22 protein-coding genes are annotated in these 22,420 nt (G+C 48.8%); 15 read left to right on the top strand and 7 right to left on the bottom strand.

Annotation, left to right across the window (positions count from 1 at the left end; genetic code table 11):
* Positions 1–168: 168 nt before the first annotated feature.
* The 5 genes from K7P01_RS06455 (at position 169) to K7P01_RS06435 (ending at position 5,697) form a co-directional block, all read left to right on the top strand.
* The gene (locus K7P01_RS06455) at positions 169–624 is read left to right on the top strand and encodes a hypothetical protein (RefSeq protein ID WP_267291058.1); all 456 of its coding nucleotides are present in this window, start codon (positions 169–171) and stop codon (positions 622–624) included.
* A gap of 12 nt (positions 625–636) precedes the next feature.
* Complete coding sequence (locus K7P01_RS06450; protein WP_267291057.1) at positions 637–1,458, top strand: universal stress protein; 822 nt, start codon at positions 637–639, stop codon at positions 1,456–1,458.
* Between the two features lie 347 nt (positions 1,459–1,805).
* Positions 1,806–4,190 carry a phosphoenolpyruvate synthase gene (gene ppsA, locus K7P01_RS06445; RefSeq protein ID WP_267291056.1) on the top strand — a complete coding sequence of 795 codons (2,385 nt, stop codon included), beginning with the start codon at positions 1,806–1,808 and terminating at the stop codon, positions 4,188–4,190.
* Positions 4,191–4,201: 11 nt separating this feature from the next.
* Positions 4,202–4,630, top strand: a complete 429-nt coding sequence (locus K7P01_RS06440) for a hypothetical protein (protein ID WP_267291055.1) — start codon at positions 4,202–4,204, stop codon at positions 4,628–4,630.
* Positions 4,627–5,697 (top strand): AI-2E family transporter, encoded by a 1,071-nt coding sequence (locus tag K7P01_RS06435; protein WP_267291054.1) that lies wholly within the window; start codon positions 4,627–4,629, stop codon positions 5,695–5,697. Before K7P01_RS06440 ends, K7P01_RS06435 begins: the two co-directional genes overlap by 4 nt.
* 11 nt (positions 5,698–5,708) lie before the next feature.
* Here the strand turns inward: K7P01_RS06435 and K7P01_RS06430 are convergent, their stop codons facing one another.
* Positions 5,709–6,161: an OsmC family protein gene (locus K7P01_RS06430; protein ID WP_267291053.1), complete on the bottom strand. Its 453-nt coding sequence runs from the start codon at positions 6,159–6,161 to the stop codon at positions 5,709–5,711.
* 208 nt (positions 6,162–6,369) lie between these two features.
* Between K7P01_RS06430 and K7P01_RS06425 the strand changes: the two genes are divergently transcribed.
* From K7P01_RS06425 to K7P01_RS06390, 8 genes are all read left to right on the top strand, one after another.
* The gene (locus K7P01_RS06425) at positions 6,370–7,692 is read left to right on the top strand and encodes a TolC family protein (protein WP_267291052.1); all 1,323 of its coding nucleotides are present in this window, start codon (positions 6,370–6,372) and stop codon (positions 7,690–7,692) included.
* Positions 7,679–8,902 (top strand): efflux RND transporter periplasmic adaptor subunit, encoded by a 1,224-nt coding sequence (locus K7P01_RS06420; RefSeq protein ID WP_267291051.1) that lies wholly within the window; start codon positions 7,679–7,681, stop codon positions 8,900–8,902. The genes K7P01_RS06425 and K7P01_RS06420 overlap by 14 nt, the downstream gene beginning before the upstream one ends.
* A gap of 2 nt (positions 8,903–8,904) precedes the next feature.
* Positions 8,905–9,642, top strand: coding sequence for an ABC transporter ATP-binding protein (locus tag K7P01_RS06415; RefSeq protein WP_267291050.1), 738 nt, complete (start codon positions 8,905–8,907; stop codon positions 9,640–9,642).
* Positions 9,639–10,880, top strand: coding sequence for an ABC transporter permease (locus K7P01_RS06410; RefSeq protein ID WP_267291049.1), 1,242 nt, complete (start codon positions 9,639–9,641; stop codon positions 10,878–10,880). Before K7P01_RS06415 ends, K7P01_RS06410 begins: the two co-directional genes overlap by 4 nt.
* Positions 10,881–10,962: 82 nt before the next feature.
* A complete protein-coding gene (locus K7P01_RS06405) occupies positions 10,963–12,462 on the top strand; it encodes a L,D-transpeptidase family protein (protein WP_267291048.1) in 1,500 nt (499 codons plus the stop codon).
* Positions 12,463–13,332: 870 nt separating this feature from the next.
* Positions 13,333–13,695: a response regulator gene (locus K7P01_RS06400; protein ID WP_267291047.1), complete on the top strand. Its 363-nt coding sequence runs from the start codon at positions 13,333–13,335 to the stop codon at positions 13,693–13,695.
* A gap of 276 nt (positions 13,696–13,971) precedes the next feature.
* Positions 13,972–15,159 (top strand): hypothetical protein, encoded by a 1,188-nt coding sequence (locus K7P01_RS06395; RefSeq protein WP_267291046.1) that lies wholly within the window; start codon positions 13,972–13,974, stop codon positions 15,157–15,159.
* A gap of 174 nt (positions 15,160–15,333) precedes the next feature.
* Positions 15,334–15,699 (top strand): hypothetical protein, encoded by a 366-nt coding sequence (locus K7P01_RS06390; RefSeq protein WP_267291045.1) that lies wholly within the window; start codon positions 15,334–15,336, stop codon positions 15,697–15,699.
* Between the two features lie 72 nt (positions 15,700–15,771).
* On the opposite strand, the gene K7P01_RS06385 is transcribed toward K7P01_RS06390, so the two are convergent.
* The 3 genes from K7P01_RS06385 to K7P01_RS06375 form a co-directional block, all read right to left on the bottom strand.
* Entirely contained in the window at positions 15,772–16,251 is a 480-nt protein-coding gene (locus tag K7P01_RS06385) for a pyridoxamine 5'-phosphate oxidase family protein (protein WP_267291043.1), read from the bottom strand.
* A gap of 12 nt (positions 16,252–16,263) precedes the next feature.
* Entirely contained in the window at positions 16,264–16,845 is a 582-nt protein-coding gene (locus tag K7P01_RS06380; protein WP_267291041.1) for a DUF4136 domain-containing protein, read from the bottom strand.
* Between the two features lie 83 nt (positions 16,846–16,928).
* Positions 16,929–17,603, bottom strand: coding sequence for a BON domain-containing protein (locus K7P01_RS06375; protein WP_267291039.1), 675 nt, complete (start codon positions 17,601–17,603; stop codon positions 16,929–16,931).
* A gap of 228 nt (positions 17,604–17,831) precedes the next feature.
* Between K7P01_RS06375 and K7P01_RS06370 the strand changes: the two genes are divergently transcribed.
* Positions 17,832–18,086 carry a YtxH domain-containing protein gene (locus tag K7P01_RS06370; RefSeq protein WP_267291037.1) on the top strand — a complete coding sequence of 85 codons (255 nt, stop codon included), beginning with the start codon at positions 17,832–17,834 and terminating at the stop codon, positions 18,084–18,086.
* A 105-nt stretch (positions 18,087–18,191) separates the two neighbouring features.
* On the opposite strand, the gene K7P01_RS06365 is transcribed toward K7P01_RS06370, so the two are convergent.
* From K7P01_RS06365 to K7P01_RS06355, 3 genes are all read right to left on the bottom strand, one after another.
* A complete protein-coding gene (locus tag K7P01_RS06365; protein WP_267291035.1) occupies positions 18,192–19,295 on the bottom strand; it encodes a baeRF3 domain-containing protein in 1,104 nt (367 codons plus the stop codon).
* A 115-nt stretch (positions 19,296–19,410) separates the two neighbouring features.
* Positions 19,411–19,851, bottom strand: a complete 441-nt coding sequence (locus K7P01_RS06360; protein ID WP_267291033.1) for a DUF302 domain-containing protein — start codon at positions 19,849–19,851, stop codon at positions 19,411–19,413.
* A 119-nt stretch (positions 19,852–19,970) separates the two neighbouring features.
* Complete coding sequence (locus K7P01_RS06355) at positions 19,971–21,368, bottom strand: MBL fold metallo-hydrolase (protein ID WP_267291031.1); 1,398 nt, start codon at positions 21,366–21,368, stop codon at positions 19,971–19,973.
* Between the two features lie 122 nt (positions 21,369–21,490).
* On the opposite strand from K7P01_RS06355, the gene K7P01_RS06350 reads away from it, so the two are divergent.
* Complete coding sequence (locus K7P01_RS06350) at positions 21,491–22,342, top strand: universal stress protein (protein WP_267291029.1); 852 nt, start codon at positions 21,491–21,493, stop codon at positions 22,340–22,342.
* The last annotated feature ends 78 nt before the right edge of the window (positions 22,343–22,420 follow it).

Below are 22,420 nucleotides of genomic sequence, written 5' to 3'. Positions count from 1 at the left end.
CCGTTGCCGAGGGATACAACGTAATCATGTCTGATCGAATAACGGTCTCTACCGCATTCATCATTGTCTTTTTTGCTACCATTGACAGAAATCATGATTTAAGGCGACATTGGTCATCGCAGTACCCATAAAGAAATGCCATTTTGCAAGAGGTAAAAAATAAACGCTATGGTCTCAGTAACATCTGTAACCGACAAATACATTCTGCAACCTTCTCTGCTGACAAAACACAGACGGACGTTGGATGCTATTTCTGCCGCTGTTTTATGGAAACTTGAGCTTACATTCTTTCAACGATTGCTGGATCGGTATGCTCCCGAATTCTCTGCGGAGGAGGATAAGAAACTTATAGATCACTTTCAAAGTATATTTTTATACTATCGGAGTGAGTTGATAGATTCCTTTATCACAAAACTTCGCCTGCTTGAAGCAAGCCTGGCGGTTGCGCTGGAGACTCACAACGAAACAAAACTCGAGTATTTCCGCGTACACGACAGCTTGTTGCAAGAGATTGATGCATTGCGTGATCAATATGCAGTGTATAAGGAAGAGTTTTTCAAGTTTATACAGAGGGGAATGTCGTCGGATGTCACGACGCTCGCCGCAGGTGAAGAATTGAAATAAAACAAACCTGATATGAAAAGAATATTAGTTCCATGCGACTTTTCGAAGCCGGCAGAAGAGGCCTTCAAGTTTGCTGTGATGATCGCCGAACGCAGCGGCGGAGAGATTCATGTACTTAATGTCGTCGACATTACCGCCGTGGGTAGCGTTCCGTCTATAGCGGATAGCTATGTGTTCAATCTCGACTTTCTGAAAGAACGAGAGCTAGAGGTGGAGGCGAAGTTTAAAGATATGCTGTCCCGAAATGCGGCCTGGTTTCCAAGGGTTGTATTCAAACACGTCGTAAGCTCGCTGGAGGCGGAAATAAAAGACTACATCAAACGCCAAGAGGTCGACCTTATCGTCATGGGCACACGCGGAAACGCCGGTGCGTTCTTTGGTTCTAATACCCAACGGGTCGTGCGACATGCAACCGTACCGGTCATTGGCATTCATACTGCTCCTGAGAAGATAGAGCAAATTGTTTTTCCCATCGGTTCCGACGTCATTGATGACGCATTGGTTGCCGAAGTAAAAAAACTGCAGGAGCTGTTTGACGCCACACTGCATCTGCTGCATATCAATACGCCGATGCTTCTGCGGCCCGATCACCTGGTGTTGAAAGATCTGCAGCAGCTGGCAACACGCCATCATCTTCATTACTACCGGCTGAGCGTTCGCGCGGATTTTAACGTCGAAAGTGGCATTGCCCGATATGCCAGGGATGTCGATGCTCAGCTTATTGCCATGGGTACCCACGCGTGGAAGGGCCTTCTGCGGCTGGTATTAGGCAGCGTAACCGAAGATGTTGTAAACGACCTTTCGCTGCCGGTGTGGTCTTATGCTATGAAGTAACACATCAGGATGGTTGTTTGCCGCTACATACGAATCCTATTCTCGCGCTGAGATATGACAGAAGATAGGAAACGGTGGATATTCTTGATACATGGACTGGCTATATTATTACTTGTACTTACTGTTGTGGTTTCTTCGCCATGACCTTTGCTTAAGTTTACAAATCCGTTATTGCCTGTCTATATCTTATGGATAAGCAAATCTGCTGTAAAGCCTTTGGCGTTTTTTGTCATGCTGTTGTTGCGTGATTTCTATCCCACCAAGCGGTGATGTTCATCATCGATAGCGGTGCTGCCACCACGTAAGTTTGTTTACCTGCCAGTTAATCCCCAAAAACGCAGCCAATCATGAAACAGCTCATTCGACCCCTCAATCAGGTAGCGATGGCCGATGTGGCCATTGTAGGTGGTAAAAATGCTTCACTCGGTGAGATGATGGCCGCACTGAAGCCTTTGGGAGTCGCGGTGCCGAATGGCTTTGCTGTAACAGTGGACGCTTATACCTCCTTTTTGACTGTCAACGATTTGGAGCCGGCGCTGCGTGCGACGCTAAAGACGTTGGATCGTGAGTCACTGGGAAACTTATGTGATGTCGGTGATGCTTGCCGGGCACTTGTTCGAAAGGCTTCATTGCCATTGGCCGTAGAGGAGGCCATACGCAAGGAATATCAGGCACTGATGATGTCCGATATTATTCATTCGGTTGCTGTACGAAGCAGCGCCACGGCCGAGGATTCGCCGAGCGCCAGTTTTGCCGGGCAGCATGAGTCTTATTTGCATGTGCAAGGTATTGACAGTGTATTGGTGGCGGTGAAAAAATGCTATGAGTCGCTTTTTAATGATCGTGCGATCAAATATCGCATTGACAATGGTTTTTCGGACTTCCAGGTGTTGCTCTCCGTTGGCATCCAGCATATGGTCCGCTCAGACCTGGGAAGTGCGGGAGTCGCCTTCACGATCGAGCCTGAAAACGGGAACCAAAATCTGATCTACCTAACAGGTGCGTGGGGTCTGGGCGAGAGTGTGGTGCAGGGAGCTGTCAACACGGATGAGTTTTATCTCTTTAAGCCGGCGCTTGAAGGTCATGGCATGGCGATCGTACACCGGGTGCTGGGCAGTAAGGAACAGAAGCTGGTATATTCGGAGATGCCCGACAAAACGATCGAATGGAAAACCACGACCCCCGCCGAGCGCGATCAGTATATTCTTTCTGATGATGAGCTTGCGGTATTGGGACGTTGGTCAATGGCGATCGAAAAGCACTATAAAATGCCGATGGATATTGAATGGGCGAAAGATGGGACGACCAACAAGCTCTACATCGTGCAGGCACGTCCGGAAACAGTACTGGCCCGCGCCAGGAAAGTCTCCGTAAAGGAATATGAATTAAAGACTACGCAAACACCAATACTTCTGGGAAAGGCGGTCGGACGGTCCATTGTCAGTGGACGAGTTTGCCTCGTTCGTTCGCTGGTAGATTCAGATAAGGTACGACCCGGCGATATCATTGTAGCAGACATTACCAACCCGGATTGGAATGCGCTATTAAAGAAGGCGGTTTGTATCGTGACAAATAAGGGCGGTAGGACCAGCCATGCATCGATCATCGCCCGGGAGCTCGGTATTCCGGCGGTCGTCGGGACAACATCCGCCACGGAGTTTCTGGCAGATGGCCAGGAGATTACCGTATGTTGTGCCCATGGCGACGTAGGGGAGGTATATATCGGAAAGCTCCTTTGGGAAGAGAAGGAGACGAAGCTCGACCAGCTACCGCCTACAAAAACGCAGCCCATGCTCATCCTGGCCGATCCCGAAAAGGCATTGCTATACGCATCGTACCCCAATCAGGGTGTTGGATTATTGCGCATGGAGTTTATGATCAGTAATACGTTGCAAATCCATCCCATGGCGCTGGTGCGCTATGATGTGTTGCCGGAAGGGGCTGAGAAAAAGCAGATCGCCGCGCTCACCCGTCATTATGCAGACCGGAAGCAATTTTTCGTGGATAAGCTAGCCGAATCAATTGGTCTGGTGGCAGCGGCATTCTATCCCCGGGACGTGATCGTGCGTATGAGTGATTTCAAAACAAATGAATACGCAAAGTTGTTAGGTGGAAAGATGTTCGAGCCCGAAGAAGAAAACCCGATGTTAGGCTTTCGGGGCGCGAGTCGGTACTATCACGAACGGTACACTGAAGGTTTTGGGCTGGAATGCGCGGCGATCCTGAAAGTACGGCAGGATATGATGCTTTCGAATGTCAAGGTTATGATACCCTTTTGTCGCACGCTGGCGGAAGCCGAACAAGTACTGGTCGTGATGCAACGGCACGGCCTCACCCGCCATGAGCATGGACTGGAGGTATATATGATGGCTGAGATTCCAAGCAACGTTTTGCTGGCAAAGCAATTTTCGCATCTCTTCGATGGATTCTCAATCGGTTCGAACGATCTGACGCAGCTTACGCTAGGCCTGGACCGCGACTCAGCGATTGTCAGTGACCTGTTCGATGAAAATAATGAGGCGGTAAAAATGTTGATCGCCAGTCTGGTGGAGACAGCGCACGATAACGGTGTCAAAGTCGGGCTGTGCGGACAGGCGCCCAGTGATTACCCTGCGTTTGCCCGTTTCCTGGTATCGCTGGGTATCGACTCAGTTTCCTTTAATCCGGACGCGCTGATTCGTGGCATACAGAACATTCACCAGGCGGAAGAAAAAGAATTGCTTACTATCTAACAAACAACAATATGAAAATCGAGAATCGAGACATCTTCGAACAAATCGGCACCATCTTCTACGCCATTGCGGCTGAACAGCATGTGAAGCCGCTGGAGGTGGCTGAGTTAAAAATGCTCATCAGCCGCGACTGGCTACCCCGTAACCATGAAAAAACCAAATCCGTTGTCTCGGATGAAACGCATTTTATCCTGACCACCCTGGATGCGCTGCAGGGCGCGGAGACGACGGCACGCTACGCCTTTGATCAGTTTGTACATTTTTACAAGCTTCATTCAGAATTGTTCTCTGTGGACCTTGCGCAACGTATCGTTGCCACGGCAACCGATATTACACGTATCTTCCAGGCGGATAGTCCACTTGAAAATAAATCTCTGGTCGCGCTGAAGGCGCTCATTCTGCCGGAGAACGTTCGAATGCACCAGGATCAGGTCGGATGAGAACTATCGTGCCCCATCGACCGCTGGCTGTAAGTGTATTGCAATACATTGTTTACGGTAGTGTCATTCTTTTTTTCGGAAAGAGTATTTTTATACCTGTCAGTTTTGCGCTGCTGATTAGTTTTGTATTATACCCCCTATGCCGCTGGCTCGAGGACCGAGGTCTTCATACGATGACGGCAATCATTCTTTGCCTGACGGGACTTATGCTGGTTGGCTTGCTCCTGGTTGGCTTGCTGGTGTATCAATTTGTTGAATTTCTCGACGAGTGGCCAGTCATTCACGCAAAGGTCACTGCGTCAATAACCGAACTGATGGTTTGGCTGGAAACACTGGGGCTGTCCCGCCAGGAACAGCAAGCATGGTTGTCCGGCTTGTCGGATCAATCGCGTGGTAGTGTCGTCGGCGTTATCGGTCGCATGCTATCGGCGTCTGCTTCGTCCGTTGTGTTGTTGATTCTGGTTCCAGTGTACGCTGCGCTAATTCTGTACTACCGACGATACTGGATGAAAATTTTAGTACGCATATTCCCGCATACACGCGTGGAAGATCTTCGCCATATGATAACGCTCACAATCGAGACATATTATCGCTTTATAAAAGGTATGGCGATCGTATACCTGGTTGTAGGTGTACTGAACAGTGTCGGTCTTCTGTTGCTTGGCGTGCCCCATGCCGTGCTATTTGGATTTATAGCCTCCATTCTTACTTTTATACCGTACGTTGGTATCCTGGTCGGCTCGCTGTTGCCCATGGCGATGGCCTGGATTACCTATGACTCCGTCTGGTATCCATTGGGCGTCGTAGGAGTTTTTGCATTCGTACAATACCTGGAAGCCAATATTATTTTTCCGGTAGCGGTCAGCAGCCGGCTTAATGTTAACACGTTGGTTATGCTGGTGGCTATTTTTGTGGGTGGCGTCCTGTGGGGCGTGGCGGGCATGATTCTCTTTGTCCCGTTTGTAGGGATTGCGAAGCTGCTCGCTGATCACAACGTGCGCTGGAAAACGTTTTCAATGATCCTGGGCACTGATCCAACAGGAGGAAAGCGTATCAACCCTGACTAGGGAAGATTTACTTACGGTGTCTCTACTACCATCTTAACATTTACCGTTGCTTTAAGCGAATGCGTGATGGGACAAGCCCGCTCGGTCTTTTCCAGTACGCGTACCGCCTTGTCGCGATCGTCGGCCGAATCCAGGCAAATGGATGGAACTAGTAGCACCTCCGTAATCTGCAGTTTCCCGTCGACTGTATCAAGTGTTCCTTCTGCGTGGCAGGAAAAGGATATAAATTCGAGTTTTGATTTTTCGGCGATTGCCAGAAACGTTGTCATAAAACAACTGGCGACAGCCCCCGTCAGCAGGTGCTCGGGTGACCATACCCCGGCAACGCCCCCGGGAAATTCAGGTGGCGTGGCCACTTCAATACGATTTCCATTGCCGCCATGAGATTCAAAATCCGGCGACCACATCATCCCGCGGCGGTCTCTGTTCCAGGCGACCTTGACTGTGTAATTGTGTGCATCCATGCTACGAAAGTGCAACGTTCTGTGCCGGGCATGAATGATATTGGTCAGCTTACACATTGATCATAGTCATGTATTACAAGCCAACGCGCGTAGCCCGTGATGCAGTACGGGAGAAGTAACGACGAAGGTCCTTATTGCGGAGGATGGTTATCATTTCAGTATCCCTTCTATAAGTTCAATTTCGATCCATATTCTGATGACCAGCTTTATGCAACAATTCGTTTTTCTTTTGGCAGCATTTTGTTTGATGGCTTCGGGTTTGCAAGCACAAACCTCGCCATTGGCGCTTTCGTTATCAGAGAACGACGCCGTGGTATTGGCGTTGCGGAATAATGCTGACATATCGGTGGCGTCAGATCAGGTTCGGCGTGCCGATTTACAGGTACGGGAAGCAAAGGGTAATTTTATGCCGCGTCTTACGCTAACCGGAAACTACACGCGCAACATCGACAGGCCGGTTATTTTCTTCCCAGAAAGCTTCGGCCTTGGTGGAGCTACCAAGATCGGTGCGGACAATAATTTTAATGCGTATTTAGATCTAACGGTACCCCTGTATTCTCGTTACAATATCTTTGCGCGGAGTTACGCGCAGCAGAACTTCCCCTGGCAACGGGAGCAACTCAGGCAAATCCGCCAGACCGTTACCGCCGATGTAAAGAAAGCATATTATGTCTGTTTGCTGGCAACGGAGACTGTGCGGGTCCGCGAAAAGGCACTACACCATGCCGAAAATAATCACCTTCTGATCGTTGAAAAAACTGCAAGAGGTGTGGCGACCGAGTTTGATGAAACGTCGGCGCGCGTGCGTGTGGCGGTGTTTCGGAATGACTTATTGGATGCCCGCGATCATGTAGTGCCGGCGCAGAATGCGTTAAAGCTGTTATTGGGGGTTCCTCCTGAAACAACAATAAGCCTGATCGATTCGCTTTACCTGCAGGATTACGAGCTCATGCTCATTCCCGACGCCAGTGAACTAACGAACAATAGCGTTTTACGACAAAGGGAACAACAGGTACTGCTAGCACAGTGGCAGACCGGTATGGCGCGTGCTGCTTATTACCCGGTGTTGAGCGGCACGGGCACGTATCAATATCAAAGCCAGCAAAACGACTTTCGCTTTTCGCAATATCAGTGGGTGCTGACAAGTGCGGTAGGGCTGCGGTTACAGGTGCCTCTCTTTAACGGGATGATCACACGAAGTCGTGTGCAACAGTCTCTTCTTGCAGAAGGAATTGCACGCATTGAACTCAATCACGCCTGCGGTTACAACGAGGCGAGGTTTGCAGAACTGGTGTCGCGATTAAATTATTCAAAAGAGCGTATTGCCGTGCAAAGGGACAATATCCAATTGGCCGAAAAAGCTGTAAAGCTGGTCAAAGAGCGGTATCACTACGGCAGGGCAAGCTTGCTGGAAGTAAATAGTGCGGAGCTTGATTACGTCAGCGCGCGCCTGAGTTATTTTCAGTCTATTGCAGACTATAAATCGAAGTATTGTGATATACAATTATTAGTTGGACATGAAAACCCGTAATTTTTTTTGGTTTGTCATCGGCATAGTAATCCTGGCTGCTGGATATTTTTGGTATGTAAAGCCGACTATTGATGCTAAAAAGCGCAGCTACACGTTCGTCTCACTTGAACATGGTGATATCGAATCTTCTGTCACAAGTACCGGTAAATTAGAAGCCATTAATACGCTGCAGGTTGGCACCCAAATCTCGGGCACGATCCGGAAAATCTATGCAGATTACAACGACACCGTGCGAGCAGGGCAGTTGCTGGCCGAAATTGATGTGCGGCTCCTTGATGCTGCGCTGGCGAACGCACGTGCCAGTTTCTCCATAGCGGATACCAGGCTGGCACAGGCGGATGAAGAATATACCCGAAACCGGGCGTTGTTCGAAGGCAAAGTAATAACGGAGAAGGAACTAAACGATTCTAAGTTTACCTACCAGCAGGCTCTCGGTAGCAAAAAGGCTGCAGAAGCGGGCGTTCGAACGGCGGGCGTTAACCTGGCCTATGCGCGGATAACTTCACCTATCGCCGGTGTTGTCACGGGCCGGTCCATTGAAGAAGGGCAGACCGTAGCCGCCAGCTTTGCCACGCCCACGTTATTTATCATCGCGGAAGACCTCGCCAAAATGCAAATCCTGGCGGATGTCGACGAGAGCGATATCGGATACATTCAGAAGGGCATGCCCGTTCGATTCGTTGTACAAACCTATCCCGACAAAAAATTTTATGGCACGGTGAGTCAAATCCGTCTGGAGCCCGTTGCGATCAACAATGTCGTGAATTATAAAGTGGTGGTCGATGTAGACAACGCCAAGGGTTTTTTATTGCCGGGTATGACCGCCAACCTGGAATTCATAACTGAAGTAGCCCGTGACGTCATGATTTTAAACAACGCTGCGTTGCGCTTTCGTCCGGATGTTACGATGAGCAAGGAAATCCGTCCGATCGTGCGCAAGAAGGCCGAAGCACTTCCTGATTCGGTACGACGCGCGTTTGTTGCATCGCTTGAAAACGAGGGTGCGTTGAGCACTGGCGGATTTCGTAAAGCACTTCCTGCAAAGCTAGGGGCTATATTTTTTCAGGTGCGCGGTAAGCAAGTGGATTTCGCCTTTGTGAACTTGGGTATCACCACCGGTTTACGGTCGCAAATCGTGTCGGTTGTTGGAGGAAACGCATTGCCCGAAGGAGCTACGATCATCGGAGGGGTTAATGAAGAAAAGAAATAGATATGGCTGCCCCCAATGTAATTGAAGTGAAGAAATTGTCTCGAATATTTCGAAACGGGGACATTGAAGTCCATGCGCTGAAGGACGTCGACTTAGTTATTGGGCCGGGCGAGTTCGTGGCCATTATGGGCGCTTCAGGCTCGGGGAAATCAACGCTGCTCAGTATTCTCGGATGTCTGGATAAACCCACTACCGGAGAATACTTTTTAGACGGTGTTCACGTGACCGGATTGGATAAGAATGAGCTCGCCGATGTGCGGAATCAAAAGATCGGTTTTATTTTTCAAAGCTATAATCTTCTGCCGCGAACCACTGCGCTTGAAAATGTCGGGTTGCCGCTGGTTTACAATCGCTCGTCGCTTTTCGGTAACCCACGGGAAATTGCTACCAAAGCACTACAGCAGGTTGGGTTGGGCGATCGACTGCATCATAAACCCAACCAGATGTCGGGTGGTCAACAGCAGCGCGTAGCCATCGCACGTGCGCTGGTCAACGATCCCGCCATCATCCTCGCCGATGAGGCAACCGGAAATCTGGATAGCAAGGCGAGCATTGAGATTGCCGAGCTTTTCGTACGACTTAACGACGCAGGGAAGACCATCATCATGATTACGCATGAGCCCGATATTGCGCAATATGCCAAACGGATTGTCACGTTCCGGGATGGAATCATTGCCGCCGACCAGACGGTTGCGCAAAGAACCCCCGTACACCTACCTACATCCAACAAGACGATATGAATACTTTGAAGGGCACAAAAACCTCGCTTGCCTTTGTCGCGAAGATCGTTCACATCGCATTGGAGGCCATCGTTAAAAATCGCAACCGAAGTTTTCTTACGACACTCGGGATTATTATCGGGGTCGCTGCGGTGATCATGACAATCTCTGCCGGGGAAGGTGCACGGCTCGAGATCGAAAAGCAGATTGAAGGCCTTGGCGTAAACATGGTCATGATTCGCGCCAAACAGGAACCAAGAGGAGGGATCGTCGTTCGCGTGGGCAAGCCCATCACGGTGAAGGATTATGAGATGTTGCAGCAAAATGCCGTTTGGATAAATAGAGTATCACCGGTTGTAGGCCTGGGCGTCCGGGTGATCAGCCCGTGGGGGAATAAAAATTCGTTTGTCTACGGTGTATCCGATCAGCATTTTGATATTATGGCCTTACAAGTAATTTCAGGCGAAGGGTTTACACTGGCCGACGTAAAGGCGGCGAAGAAAGTATGCCTGATCGGCGAAACGATCCGTGAGGAGCTCTTTCCGAACCTGGATCCAATCGGACAGGAGGTCCGGATCAATACAGTGCCCTTTACGATCATAGGGTTACTGGAAGAGCAGGGTCAGTTTATGGGGCAGGACCAGGACGATATGGTGGTCGCACCTTATACCACCGTGGTGAACAGACTTTATGGCGATGTAAATTTTAACAGTATGCTGGCCAGCGCAATCGCGGAAGATCATGTCGAAGATGCCAAACAAGAGACAATAGCCTTGCTGCGGGAGTCGCATAAGCTTCTGCCGGACGAACCGGATGACTTTGAGGTTATGACACAGTTGGAGCTTATGGAGATTACCGGTCAGATCACCGGCATTCTGACAATTCTGTTGGCGGCGATCGCCAGTATATCCCTGCTGGTAGGTGGGATCGGAATTATGAATATTATGCTGGTGTCTGTGACGGAGAGAACGCGCGAAATCGGCATTCGCCTGGCGTTGGGGGCGCGGGAAAGTGATATTCTAACCCAGTTCCTGATCGAGGCGGTGGCCCTCAGCGCTGCCGGCGGCGTGGTCGGTATTGGCCTGGGGGTGCTGGGTAATTTTTTAATCTATAAGTTTACGGGTTTTTTCATTCCTACCTCCTATACTTCCATTGTGATCGGCTTTGGTTTTTCTGCCATGATCGGCGTCGGCTTTGGATATTTTCCAGCCCGTAAGGCAGCCAGGTTGAACCCAATCGATGCGCTGCACTACGAGTGACAATCTGCGCGGCCATTGCATGACGATATATTGCCTGAACGATGATCCGGAGTGCAGTCACGGCCGCCCTTTGATATTTCCTATGCTTCTGATGGAAGTCACTTGTCATCCTGACGGGCATCATAAGGTAAAAAAGAAAAACTGCGGATATTTCTGGCGCAAGATCACCCGCAAAATGTGGATCAACAGACCTATACATCTGGCTTTTTTATTGGCGATATTTTCGTTCCTCAGCTTAAAAACAATGGCGCAGGGTACGCTCCGCATGGAATCGGACACGCTTCATCCAACGTATCACGGCGTAACGGCACGCACCATTCGACAGTTTTACGGACAGCGAGAAGATCATTTGTTTTGGACTGTCAGTCAACTCGGGACTGAATCCGCGGACTCACTGTTGCAATTTATCCGGAATGTTCGGTACTATGGTTTGCAGCCAGCGTGGTATCATTATTCTGAAATTGCATCGCTGAAACAGCAGGGCGTACGATCGGAAAATGTATGTCGTTTCGAAGCGTTACTCACGGATGCTTTTGTGTTATTGGTTGGCGATTTACGATACGGTACCACAGGCGGCATGCGATCCAAGGCCGATTCGCTCGCCCTTTTGCTGTTGGGGGACATTGCCGCGCATGGCGCGCTGAACACCTCCCTTGCTACCGTTGAGCCGTCCTATGCTGGATATAGGGCGCTGAAGGTTGGATTAAAAATGCTAATTGATTCGATGCCTGGAGATAAATCGTTGCTTTTGACGAATTCTGTTCTGGTGCCACCTGAAATTGTTCAACAAGTCAACAGTATTGAAGTCAATTTAGAGCGGTGGCGATTGCAGCGGTCGCCCTTTGCGGATCGCTACATCCTTGTCAATATTCCCGAGTTTGTGGCCTATGTCTTTGAACATGATTCCGTTATTATGACATCCAGGGTGATCGTTGGTAAGCGTGATAAACCGACTCCAGAGCTTTCGAGTACGATCGAGTGCTTTGTAACGTATCCGTATTGGCATGTACCTCGGAAAATTGCTATCGAAGAATATTTGCCACTGATACAGCAGGATGTCAGTTTTCTAAATAAGAACCGTTTTGACGTGATGGACGCCGATGGGAATATTGTTGTGCTGGATAGTCTGGCCTGGTCAAAATTTAACAAACAAAATTTTCCCGTCCGGCTGCGCCAGCGTGAGGGAAATGATAATGCGCTGGGGATTGTAAAATTTGAATTTGATAATCCGTATGGGATTTATCTGCACGATACTAATGCACGGGGCCTATTCCGAAAAAGCAAGCGGGCTTTCAGCCACGGATGTATTCGCATGGAAAAGGCTGTGGATTTTTCACACTACCTGGTTACGGGGAACTGTTCCGATCGGTCTGCTCAGCTGGATTGGTACTACAGTGAGGCAACGAAGCACGTGGTGCAGTTGAAACAGCCCATTCCAATTTACGTTCGATATTTTACCTGTACCGCCCGGGACGGTAGGGTAGCTTATTATCCAGACCTCTACCGTAAAGACCTGAAGTTGCATCGTAAGTTCTATAAAGCGCATCTCGCGGTCGATCTGGAAAGTAGCGCTGCCGAGTAGCCAGCTTGTACGTGGGCGTCAAAAATAATAGCGTAGCCCGCCACGAAAGAACACGCCGCCTCCATACGTTGGCTGCCCTTCAAGTTTACCAGCCCGCGCTCGTGAAGATGCATACCCGGCGGACATGATAAATCCAAAGTGACTTTGTTTAACATCGAGGGAATACAACTCGACCCCGCAGGCCGCATAGTATCCGGACCACAGATGCCTTTTTGAAAATTTTGCGTTTCCAGCCACCACAAATGAACCAGTCTCTACGGTGCCCCGGACCTGGTTCGACAGCCGCATAGTAAATATCAGTCCAGTGGACGCTGTGGAATATGCCGCCGAATGATCGCAGGCTGCTTTATAGGCTTCCAGCCACGTCCGGCTCAATCGGATATGTGCACGTAGATTTTTTGTCAGCAGGGTAGGGGTGAGTAGCTCCAGACTGATTGAAGGATCATCCCCGACTTGCCCTATGGATATGCCGGCGGCCAGCTTTTTTTCATCCGACCTGCCGGCCGGAGCTTGGGCTGCAGCTTGCGGGCCAACACTCAGCAGCAAGAGTATAGTCAATCCAGAGATGAGGCATCGGACGAAAGGCATGGCGTGTATAGCAATATGTACTGTATTTTATATGAACCAGGGGGTAAGATAGTACCATGCTTTCCAGCATGACATGAGGCGGATTGACTTGCAAGGCGATTGTCGTCATCAATAGTGTAATCTTTTTCGTTTGTTGGCAGCGTTTCTCTTAAAAAAAAATGTAGATTTCATTACTCATACGCCCTAGTCAAAATATGCACACGGACCGTCATCGGCTCGCTGGACGATGAAACGGTGAATCGTAGCCGGCCCAGATGGATAACTCTCTTAAAATGAAGATGTATGAAAACTATCCTGGTTATTGAAGACAATCCCGAAATACGTGAGAATACCGCGGAAATTCTTGAGTTGTCAGGATTTAAGGTAGTAACCGCCAGCAGCGGACAGGAAGGGCTTGCGATGACATATGATCCCATGCCGGATATTATATTGTGCGATATTATGATGTCACAAATTGATGGATATGAGGTAATACGGCAGTTAAAAAGAAACCCACTGACGGCTTCAATACCCTTTGTATATCTTACGGCAAAGGTCGAAAAGGATGAGCTGAAACTCGCGATGGATCTCGGCGCCTGTGCGTATATCCGTAAGCCGTTTGATGCGGACGACCTGGTGCGGACCGTTAACCACTGTCTTCTGTAAACGCATCGTGTTACTTACAATCCTTTCTTATTATCACATCACGTGTCCCACTGTGCGATCGCTGAGCGCTCATCTAACACGCAAACGATGACAATCCTGGATCTTGCTGATGGCAGTCATCGTCGTATCATGAGGTTCGTTTTACTTTTAAGCATGCTTCACGCGAATTGCTAGCGAGTACTGAGGACGCACATAGGCGTCTGTAGTTGGCGGAAAGGCGGATTGTATCCGCCTTTCTTTTAGACTTATTTCCCTCGAACTATAACCCCATATACGATGACAAACACGGATGTATTGTCCCTGAGAGACCTGCAGCAGCAGATCAGATTACAATTGCTGTACCCGCTGGAGAGAAAAGTATTTGTTGGATTCGATGGATTTATCGACAAGATTAAGAAGGCCGTAAAGGAGCGACAGAATACACGAACAGAGTATTTTGAAACGATTCGCGACTTTACAGACCGGCTGTTGATGGCATGCGGAAAGAGTGGTCAGGTGCAGATGGATACGCAACGTATTAAAATCGGCGGCAATGCCCCAATACTGGCGCAGGAACTGGGGCAGTTGGGCGTGAAAAGCTACTGCCTGGGAGCCATGGGCTATCCACAACAACACGAATTATTTTCAATAATGACTCCTTTGTGTGAGGTGATCAGCGTGTTGGACCCTGGCATCAGTGATGCCATCGAGTTTTCCGATGGCAAATTGATTTTTTCAGAACTGGAAGTGTTTGACGGGTATACCTGGTCCTACATTAAAGATCATGCCGGTCTGGATCGTATTGTAAAAGCAGTCACAGATAGTTCACTTATTGCCTTCGTGGACTGGGCGAACCTGCCGCATGCCAGCGACATCTGGCAAGGTGTGTTGGATGATGTTATTAAGCCCCTGAAGCGCAAAGACTTTTTGTTTCTCTTTGATCTTTCCGATCCCTCCAAAAAGACAACACAACAAATCGACGAAGTACTGGATATCATGAGCTGCTTCTCGTCGTATGGCCGGGTCACTGTGGGATTGAATGAGAATGAAACCCTAAGAATTTGGGCGGCGCTACGCGGGATGGATTTCGTGAAGGATCGGGCGAAGCTTCCGCCCGTGTTAGAAGCCGGTAAAGATGTATACCAGTCGATGAAGGTTGATACCTTGCTAGTGCACCCCGCCGATCGGAGTATAGTTTACCATCAAGACCAAGTTATAGAATTATCCGGGCATTATGTAGCTAATCCAACGGTTTTGACGGGTGGTGGAGATAACCTGAATGCTGGATATTGTTTTGGACTACTGGGCGGACTCCCACTGGAACAGTGCATGCTCCTCGGAATGGCAGCGTCCGGCGCGTATGTTGAGCATGGCGTAAACGCGGGTCTGGCCACCATCCTGGAATATCTTGATAGATGGATACACGAGATGGAGCAGCTGCAGGTATTACCCGGCCAGCCCATGTTCGCGCATCGGCACGAATGAAGTATAGCAACAATGGCGACTATGAAATGCTTGTTTTTTTTGGCGGTTACGAATTCGGAAAGACGCATATTGGTCTACTGGGGGGAGGGATGGCTGAAACAAATCGTAGACGAATAGTGATGGGAATCTTTCAGGAATTCTCATTTTGCTGAACGTTATGTTTCTAATGAATTTATGGAAAATTCAAGAGCACTTGCAAAAGTAATTGGACCTACACTGTGTGTCATGGCAACATCTGAAATGGTGAACCTGCACATCTGGTCTGAAGTAGTTGCTTCGTTGATTTATCTAAATGGTATCATACTGTTTACAACCGGACTTTATATTATCCGCATTCACAATTCATGGAAAATTGACTGGACTATTTTTATAACCCTCACGGCTTGGTTAGGTATGACTATAGGCCTGTTCAGGGTATTTTTTCCTGAAACAAAACAACTAGCCGCCAATCCTTTCACCTACGCGATTTTACTAGGACTAATTATTGTTGGAATGATATTGACGTGGAAAGCGTACACCTCAGCAAAGCACACTGGTTAACACTGGCAGTCGGCGGGACTGGCTTTTCAAGACAAATCACTCTGGGTAGTTGTTACTCGGAATTACTTCAGATTAATAATTACGCTGATCGATGTCAGCCGCAGCCGCTTTTTCAAAGCGGCCGGAGGTCTTTTGTATCTTGATACGATAGACAACGGCCTTACGTTCTTTTTCAATGATCTCCGGTGGATGTTGGAGACTGTGTGGCCGAACAGTTTCACCGGTAGCGAATGGTGTCAGGCGTTCTCGCAGGATCTTCATTCCGGCGTCGCGCTCCGTCTCGGAGGCCAGTTCCTCATATTCACCCCAGACAATTACGCTCCGCCAGTTGCACATATTTTCGATAGCGTCGACCTGGAAGCAAACGGCCCTATTCTTTCGCATCAGCTGCACTTTTTGCCCTTCCCGCGAGTGTGCATAGATATAGTTGTCGTGGTAGGCGTACGTTACGGGAACAACATATATTTGGCCGTCAGCACAGCAGCCAATGCGTCCGATCAGCTGCGCGTAAAGCAGGTGTCGTATTTGATCTTCAGTGAGTGTGCCAGTCATATGAGTGCGTGTTTAGTCACGGTCTTGTGGATCTTTTGATGCGTCTACGACCGCTGGTATCGATTGGCTCGAGTGCGGAAATTCTTTGAACATTTTTGCTACCGCCCGATAGATGATCGGTTCTACTTCGTTTTCAGTGATCATGTCCAAGGCAGCCGTCGCCCAACTCCGCCAAACGAGATTCTTTGTTTGTGGATCCAGCATGTCGATGATCAATGTTCCTTCTCGATACGTGTGAACATGGAGTCGTGCACGCATCCAGTACGGTCCGTAGAAGTACCCGTAAGGCTCGGGTGCCAACACCGATTCTTCTTCAACGACAATGTGGTAATGAATCACCCGGTCGGGATTTTTTGTCGTGCGTGTGTATCCGCGGGAAAAAAGTTCTTTTTCTACAGCCGCCTTGATTCGCCTGTCATTCAGGTCACTGTAGTAGAGTGGGTTTTTGCCGTTTTCAACATCAGTTTTTTCGGCCCAGTCAAAGGTGCCAAAATTGGACAGGTCGTACGCGGGGTCGCGATCTGAATAGACCATGATGTCGGCCGCACAGGCCGAAAGCAGTATGGAAGAGAAGATGATCGATAGGAATTTCATAACGCTGTGACAGGGTTGTTTGAATTGTTCACGCGGGAATGAATGGGCGGAAGTTGTTCCGCCCATTTCTCCCAAGCATTGAATTAGGCATACACGGGCAGGTCGATTTCTATTTTGTTGTCCACGGTGAGTACGCCCGGGGCAGACCATGCGACCGTTTCGGCTTCTTTTTTTTCTGCCCACGACCGCACGCTACCAGTCAGGGTTACCTTGCTGCCGGACGTTTGCACGTGTATCGTGTGTGCGTCAATATTCGCACTCCTGTGGTAAGCTGCGGTGATCTTACGCTGAATATCTTTTGTATCGATGGGTTGATGTTTGATCGTAATGTTGTTTGTCACGCCGGCTACTCCCACCAGATCTTCGATGTAAGATTGTGCATATCGTTTCTGGAACGCATAATCGACCGCGCCGTCGAGTGTGACCCAACCGTTGTCGACCATTATTTCAATTTGGTCTTCATTGATCGCACTGTTCCAGCGTAAAGCATTGCGAATAGCATCCGCCACTTCACTGTCACTGTGTTTACCCCAGTTGCTAAGTTTAACTTCGATGTCGCTCGCCACGACTTTGACGCCCGCTACGCGCTTCGCGGCATCTTCGGCAGCGCGCTTTTTCCAGTAGCTGTCGACTTCCCCCGTCAATGTAATAACACCATCTTTCGATGCCACGCCAATCTCGGTGGCGATATTTGTCAACTGAGGGTCCCATTTGATCTCATCCATAACATCTGTCCGAAGTTGTTCATTCGTTTTCATACATATAGATATTTTGTTGTAAATAGATTTTCACGCTTTCAGGCGCTCAGCTAAAATACCCTATACTGATGGGGCGCACGATGATATTGATCGTGGTGTGGCCGGATTTTAGTCGCTTTCAAATGCTCGATAAGGATCACAGCTGGTTGATGATCCGGGTCATTTGCGCGGCGAAGGACTCCCGGTAGATTTGTAACATAAGGAGTATTTATTGATAACCCGACAAAGATGAAAAAGGAAAAGGCAATTTTAGCGGTGCTTGCGGGCGTCGCTGCGGGCGCTGTGCTGGGCGTATTGTTTGCACCCGATGAGGGACGGTATACCCGTAAAAGGATCATTCGGAAAGGTGGAGACCTTGCTGACGCGCTGAATGACACAATCGATGAGAAGTTTTCGGACCTCTGCACTGCGGTGACGGCCCAGGTGAAAAATGCGTTGGCACATAACGACAGCCCGATGCGTGAGAAGCAATTCACCGAGTGAGATATCGATGCTGTAGCGTTAACGGATGATCGTATGATGGTATGAAGAAAAAAGAGGGCAGCTCTCGGCTGCCTTTTTACCTGATGGATTCCCCGAAAAAACGGATCAGGTGATACCTCCATCATCTACCAATACAATATGATTAAAAAGTTCAAGCAGCCCATTTTCTGTGAGAATTACTTCCCCATTTTTTACGCGAATCGAAGCAATCAGTTCGTCTTCAACGTCATCTATTGTGAAATATGGTTTTTTCGGTGGTTGTAGATAGAGTGTATTTTTTCCTGGGGTTTGGTAACCTCGGTGGTGTACGTCTTTTTCAACAAGCAATACAGAACCCTTTCCTTTGTTGACGGCAGACCAAGCCTCTGTAATGCCTGTCGCCAAAAAATTACCTTTTTTGAGCTCTAGGTTGGCTATTTCTGCTTCTATGTCTTTTTTTCTCGTACGGTCAAATGCCAGCCAGGCTCTGTCACATAATGATCCAACGTTGGTATCATGGAAAGTGCCTGTGATTTTTCCGGCGATAGGTATGTGTTCGCCCATTTCCTGGAAGGTTTGAATCATGTCTTGTGTACCGGCCAAAAATACTTTGTCGTCCAGCCCGGTACGCGCCGCTAACTGACCGGATGCGTCGCGGAAAATGGCCTGAAGCCGTGACTTGAGAATACCGCTCTTATCGGCGTTGGCTTTGTTCTGAGTACGGGCGCGAAGATCGGGTGAAACGGACTGGTATTCGAAACAGTCACTATACGGCATGGGGAAGTGATCGTCCATGATTTCCTGAAGTATGTTGAGATGCCCCACAAATAGATGTACCCCTTGCTTTGCGAGGTGAAGGACATAATAGGGAATCGCGTGCTGGCGTAGGTATAATAGATCACGCGACGCGAAAGTCTTTCCTGCGACGACCTTACCGATAACCTCGAATGGAAAGGTGACAGTCTGGTACTGGCCCGGGGAGATAAAAGCGCCCCATCCGACGAAAGGGCCTGCCGGTATTTTGGTGAACGAGTCTTCCAGTTTAAATAGTAAGGCCTTCTTTACTGCGTCGGGTATTGCATAGGACCTTATCATGGCCTCCGCTCGTTTTATTTCTTTCTTGCAGGTGTCGTACGTCTTTCGAATGTCGCTCTTATTGCCAGGAATCAGTATCGAGACACACGGGGGTTGATTCTGACCTATCAGGGCGTCGATATCATTTGTGATCATGGTGCACTGCGTTGGATGTATTTCTTTTTTACCGGCGCGATAGATAGAAGCTTCCTCACGTCTCAAACCGAATCACTGAATAGAACAATGGCGCGCACAACGTTTTATACAAAGCTTAGGTTGTTGTCGGGCGTTTCGGTATAGGAAAACTAGGTGCTTCTGGCGTGCGCGCAATGAAGTCGACAGATGCACGTAACCGAATGCCGATCTCCTGCGCTACCGCATGAAGCGCTGGCGATTGTTGGTCCGGGGCGATAGCCTCCAGGGGGTTGAGAGCCGATACTTCTACCTGACCCTCTGGGAGGTCCTGGATTACAACATTGCATGGAAGCATAATGCCTGCATGGGATTCCAGGTAGATCGCTTTTAAGGCCAGGGTTGCATTATATACACCTAATATGCGGTATTTTCGGAAGTTGCGGTCGAGATTCTGCCGAAATATATCTTGCATATCGAGAGTAGTAATGACACTGAAACCCTGCCGGGTGAGGTTTTCTGTCACCTTATTTAGCACGTCTTCAAAAGGCATGGTAAGTTTGCGTGAGTAGAATGTCATTTTTTTTATAAAGATAGTGCTGTCGACGTGGCTTTGTGAAGGGCAAACGTCAGTGTTGAGCGGTGATGATTATCATTATACAGGGAAATCGCGGTCTGTGTTTTATTTTTGATTTAATGTTATATTCCTTTAAAAAGCTGGATGGATTCCAGATATACCGGCTGTATTACATTCCAGTTGAATCGACGGGTAATCTCGCTGGCGTATAGCTTTATATTATCTTTTTCACCGTGTACGGCGAAGACGAATTTAGGCGATTGTTTGAAGTGGCTCATCCAGTTAAATAGCTCCTGCCTGTCGGCATGACCAGAAAGCGAGGTCATGTTTTCGATCGTGCACTTTACCGGTACTTCTTCGCCGAAGATGCGAATGGTCGGCCGTTGTTCGATCAGATCACGGCCACGCGTACCTTCTGCCTGATAGCCACTAACTACGATGGTATCCTGCTCGTTCGGTAGTCGATGGTATAAGTGATGCAGTATTCGCCCACCTGTCATCATACCGCTGGAGGAGATGATAATGGCGTTGCTTTTAATTTTATTCAGACTTTTAGAGTGTTCGGAAGTTTTTACAAACATCAACATATTTGTTTCCAGTTTCTGCGCGAATTCCGTTTGATTGAATTCAACCTTATGATATTTCGGATAGCGATAGTACAGATAGGTAGCGGAGATGGCCATGGGGCTGTCGATATATACCGGTATGTCGGGGATTCTACCAGACTCCATCAACTGGTGGAGATGGTATAATAATAGCTGTGTTCGTCCGACGGCAAATGCCGGTATGAGCACTACGCCTCTTTTGGCTAGTGCGCCCTTGACAATCCGCTCCAGATCAGCCTCTGGATCGGCCGCAGGATTATCTTTGTTTCCATAGGTTGATTCGACAAGTAAAACATCTGCCGTCTCGACGGTAGTGGGCGGATGGAGTAGCGCGTCATTGTTTCGGCCGAGGTCGCCCGAGAACACGATTTTTTTGGTCTGGGTATCGCCCTGAATGATAAGTTCGGTAATGGCCGAACCGAGGAGATGCCCGGCGTCTTTGAAGGCGAAGTAGATGTTGTTTGTAACGTTCACTTTCTCACAATACCCGTATTCGTGGATCAGGGGGAAGACGGCGGCTGCGTCTTCGGTTGTATAGAGCGGTTTGGGTGGATTATGTTTCGAATATCCCTTTTTAAGCGCAAACAGCGCTTCTTCCTCTTGCAGCTTTGCCGCGTCGAGCAACATGATCTCTAACAGGCTGGCGGTGGGAGGTGTGCAGTATATGGGGCCTTTGAACCCTTCCTTTACGAGCCGCGGCAAATACCCACTATGATCAATATGGGCGTGACTTATAATTATAGCGTCGATGGATTCGGGCTTTACGGGAAACGGCTCCCAGTTTCGCAAGCGGAGCTCCTTTAGCCCCTGAAAAAGGCCACAATCAAACAGTAATCTGAAATTGCCAATGTCGAGCAGGTAGCGCGAACCGGTTACCGTACCAGTGGCGCCTAAAAATTTTATTTGTACGTCCATTTATAAAGGTCACCTTTGCCCGCCGCTCGGCGGATGATAAGAATCACGTCGTTCAATGACCTTGCTCAATCGAACCCAGGGTATGACGCGGTACATTCGAATTGCCAACAAACATTATGTTTATGAAGAAAATACTGGTTCCATACGATTTTTCAAAGACGGCTGAGCATGCACTCCGGTTTGCCGTGGATGTAGCAGGCAAGGCAAAAGGCACGCTATACCTGGTGACCGTCATCGAGCTTCCTGTGCTGCATGATTCGGTGCTGATGCCCGTACTTGATTTTGAGTCGCAGTTGCTGAAGGACCTACAGGAAAAGGCTGAAAAGCGATTAGGTGCGGTGGCTGAAAAGCATCAGGAGGGCGGGGTAAAGATCGTAAAACAGGTTTTGTTTGGGGCGATGGTGCACACTATCCGTGACTATGCCCGGGATGGAGGAATCGATTTAATTATTATGGGATCGCACGGGGCCTCAGGGGTTCGCGAATTTTTTATCGGCTCGAATGCTGAAAAAGTTGTTCGCCTGTCATCTGTGCCCGTGCTGATTGTAAAGGATTTCATTAAAGGGTCTATCAAAAATATCGTGTTTCCGAACACGCTCGATGACAAGGGACAAGAGGAGCTCGTAGCGAAAGTGAAGGCGTTACAACACTTCTTTCATGCACATCTTTATCTTGTCTGGATTAATACGCCCTTCAACTTTTCTTCAGATACGGAGACCCTGGCGAAGCTTCATGCCTTTGCCAAACGCCACATGCTGCGGGATTATTCTGTTCACGTCTTTAATCATAGTGACGAGGAGCAGGGAATCCTCGAATTTTCAGTAACGGTCGGAGGAAATCTGATTGCGATGGGTACCCATGGTAGGAGAGGCATCGCGCGCCTCTTTAACGGCAGTCTAGCCGAGGACGTTGTCAATCATAGTCACCAGGCAGTATGGACCTATAGTCGGCAGCCGGAACCGGAAAAAGCGTAAAACGAAGATCAATTTTCGCGAGTGCTGTTGCGGGTAAAGATAAAAAGGTCCTAAATACTGCGATAAGCGGCATTCCGG

The organism is Parachryseolinea silvisoli (assembly GCF_021190955.1).
GTDB lineage: Bacteria > Bacteroidota > Bacteroidia > Cytophagales > Cyclobacteriaceae > Ohtaekwangia > Ohtaekwangia silvisoli.
Note: the sequence above shows the minus strand (reverse complement) of the source record. Positions and strands in the feature narration are given on the sequence as shown.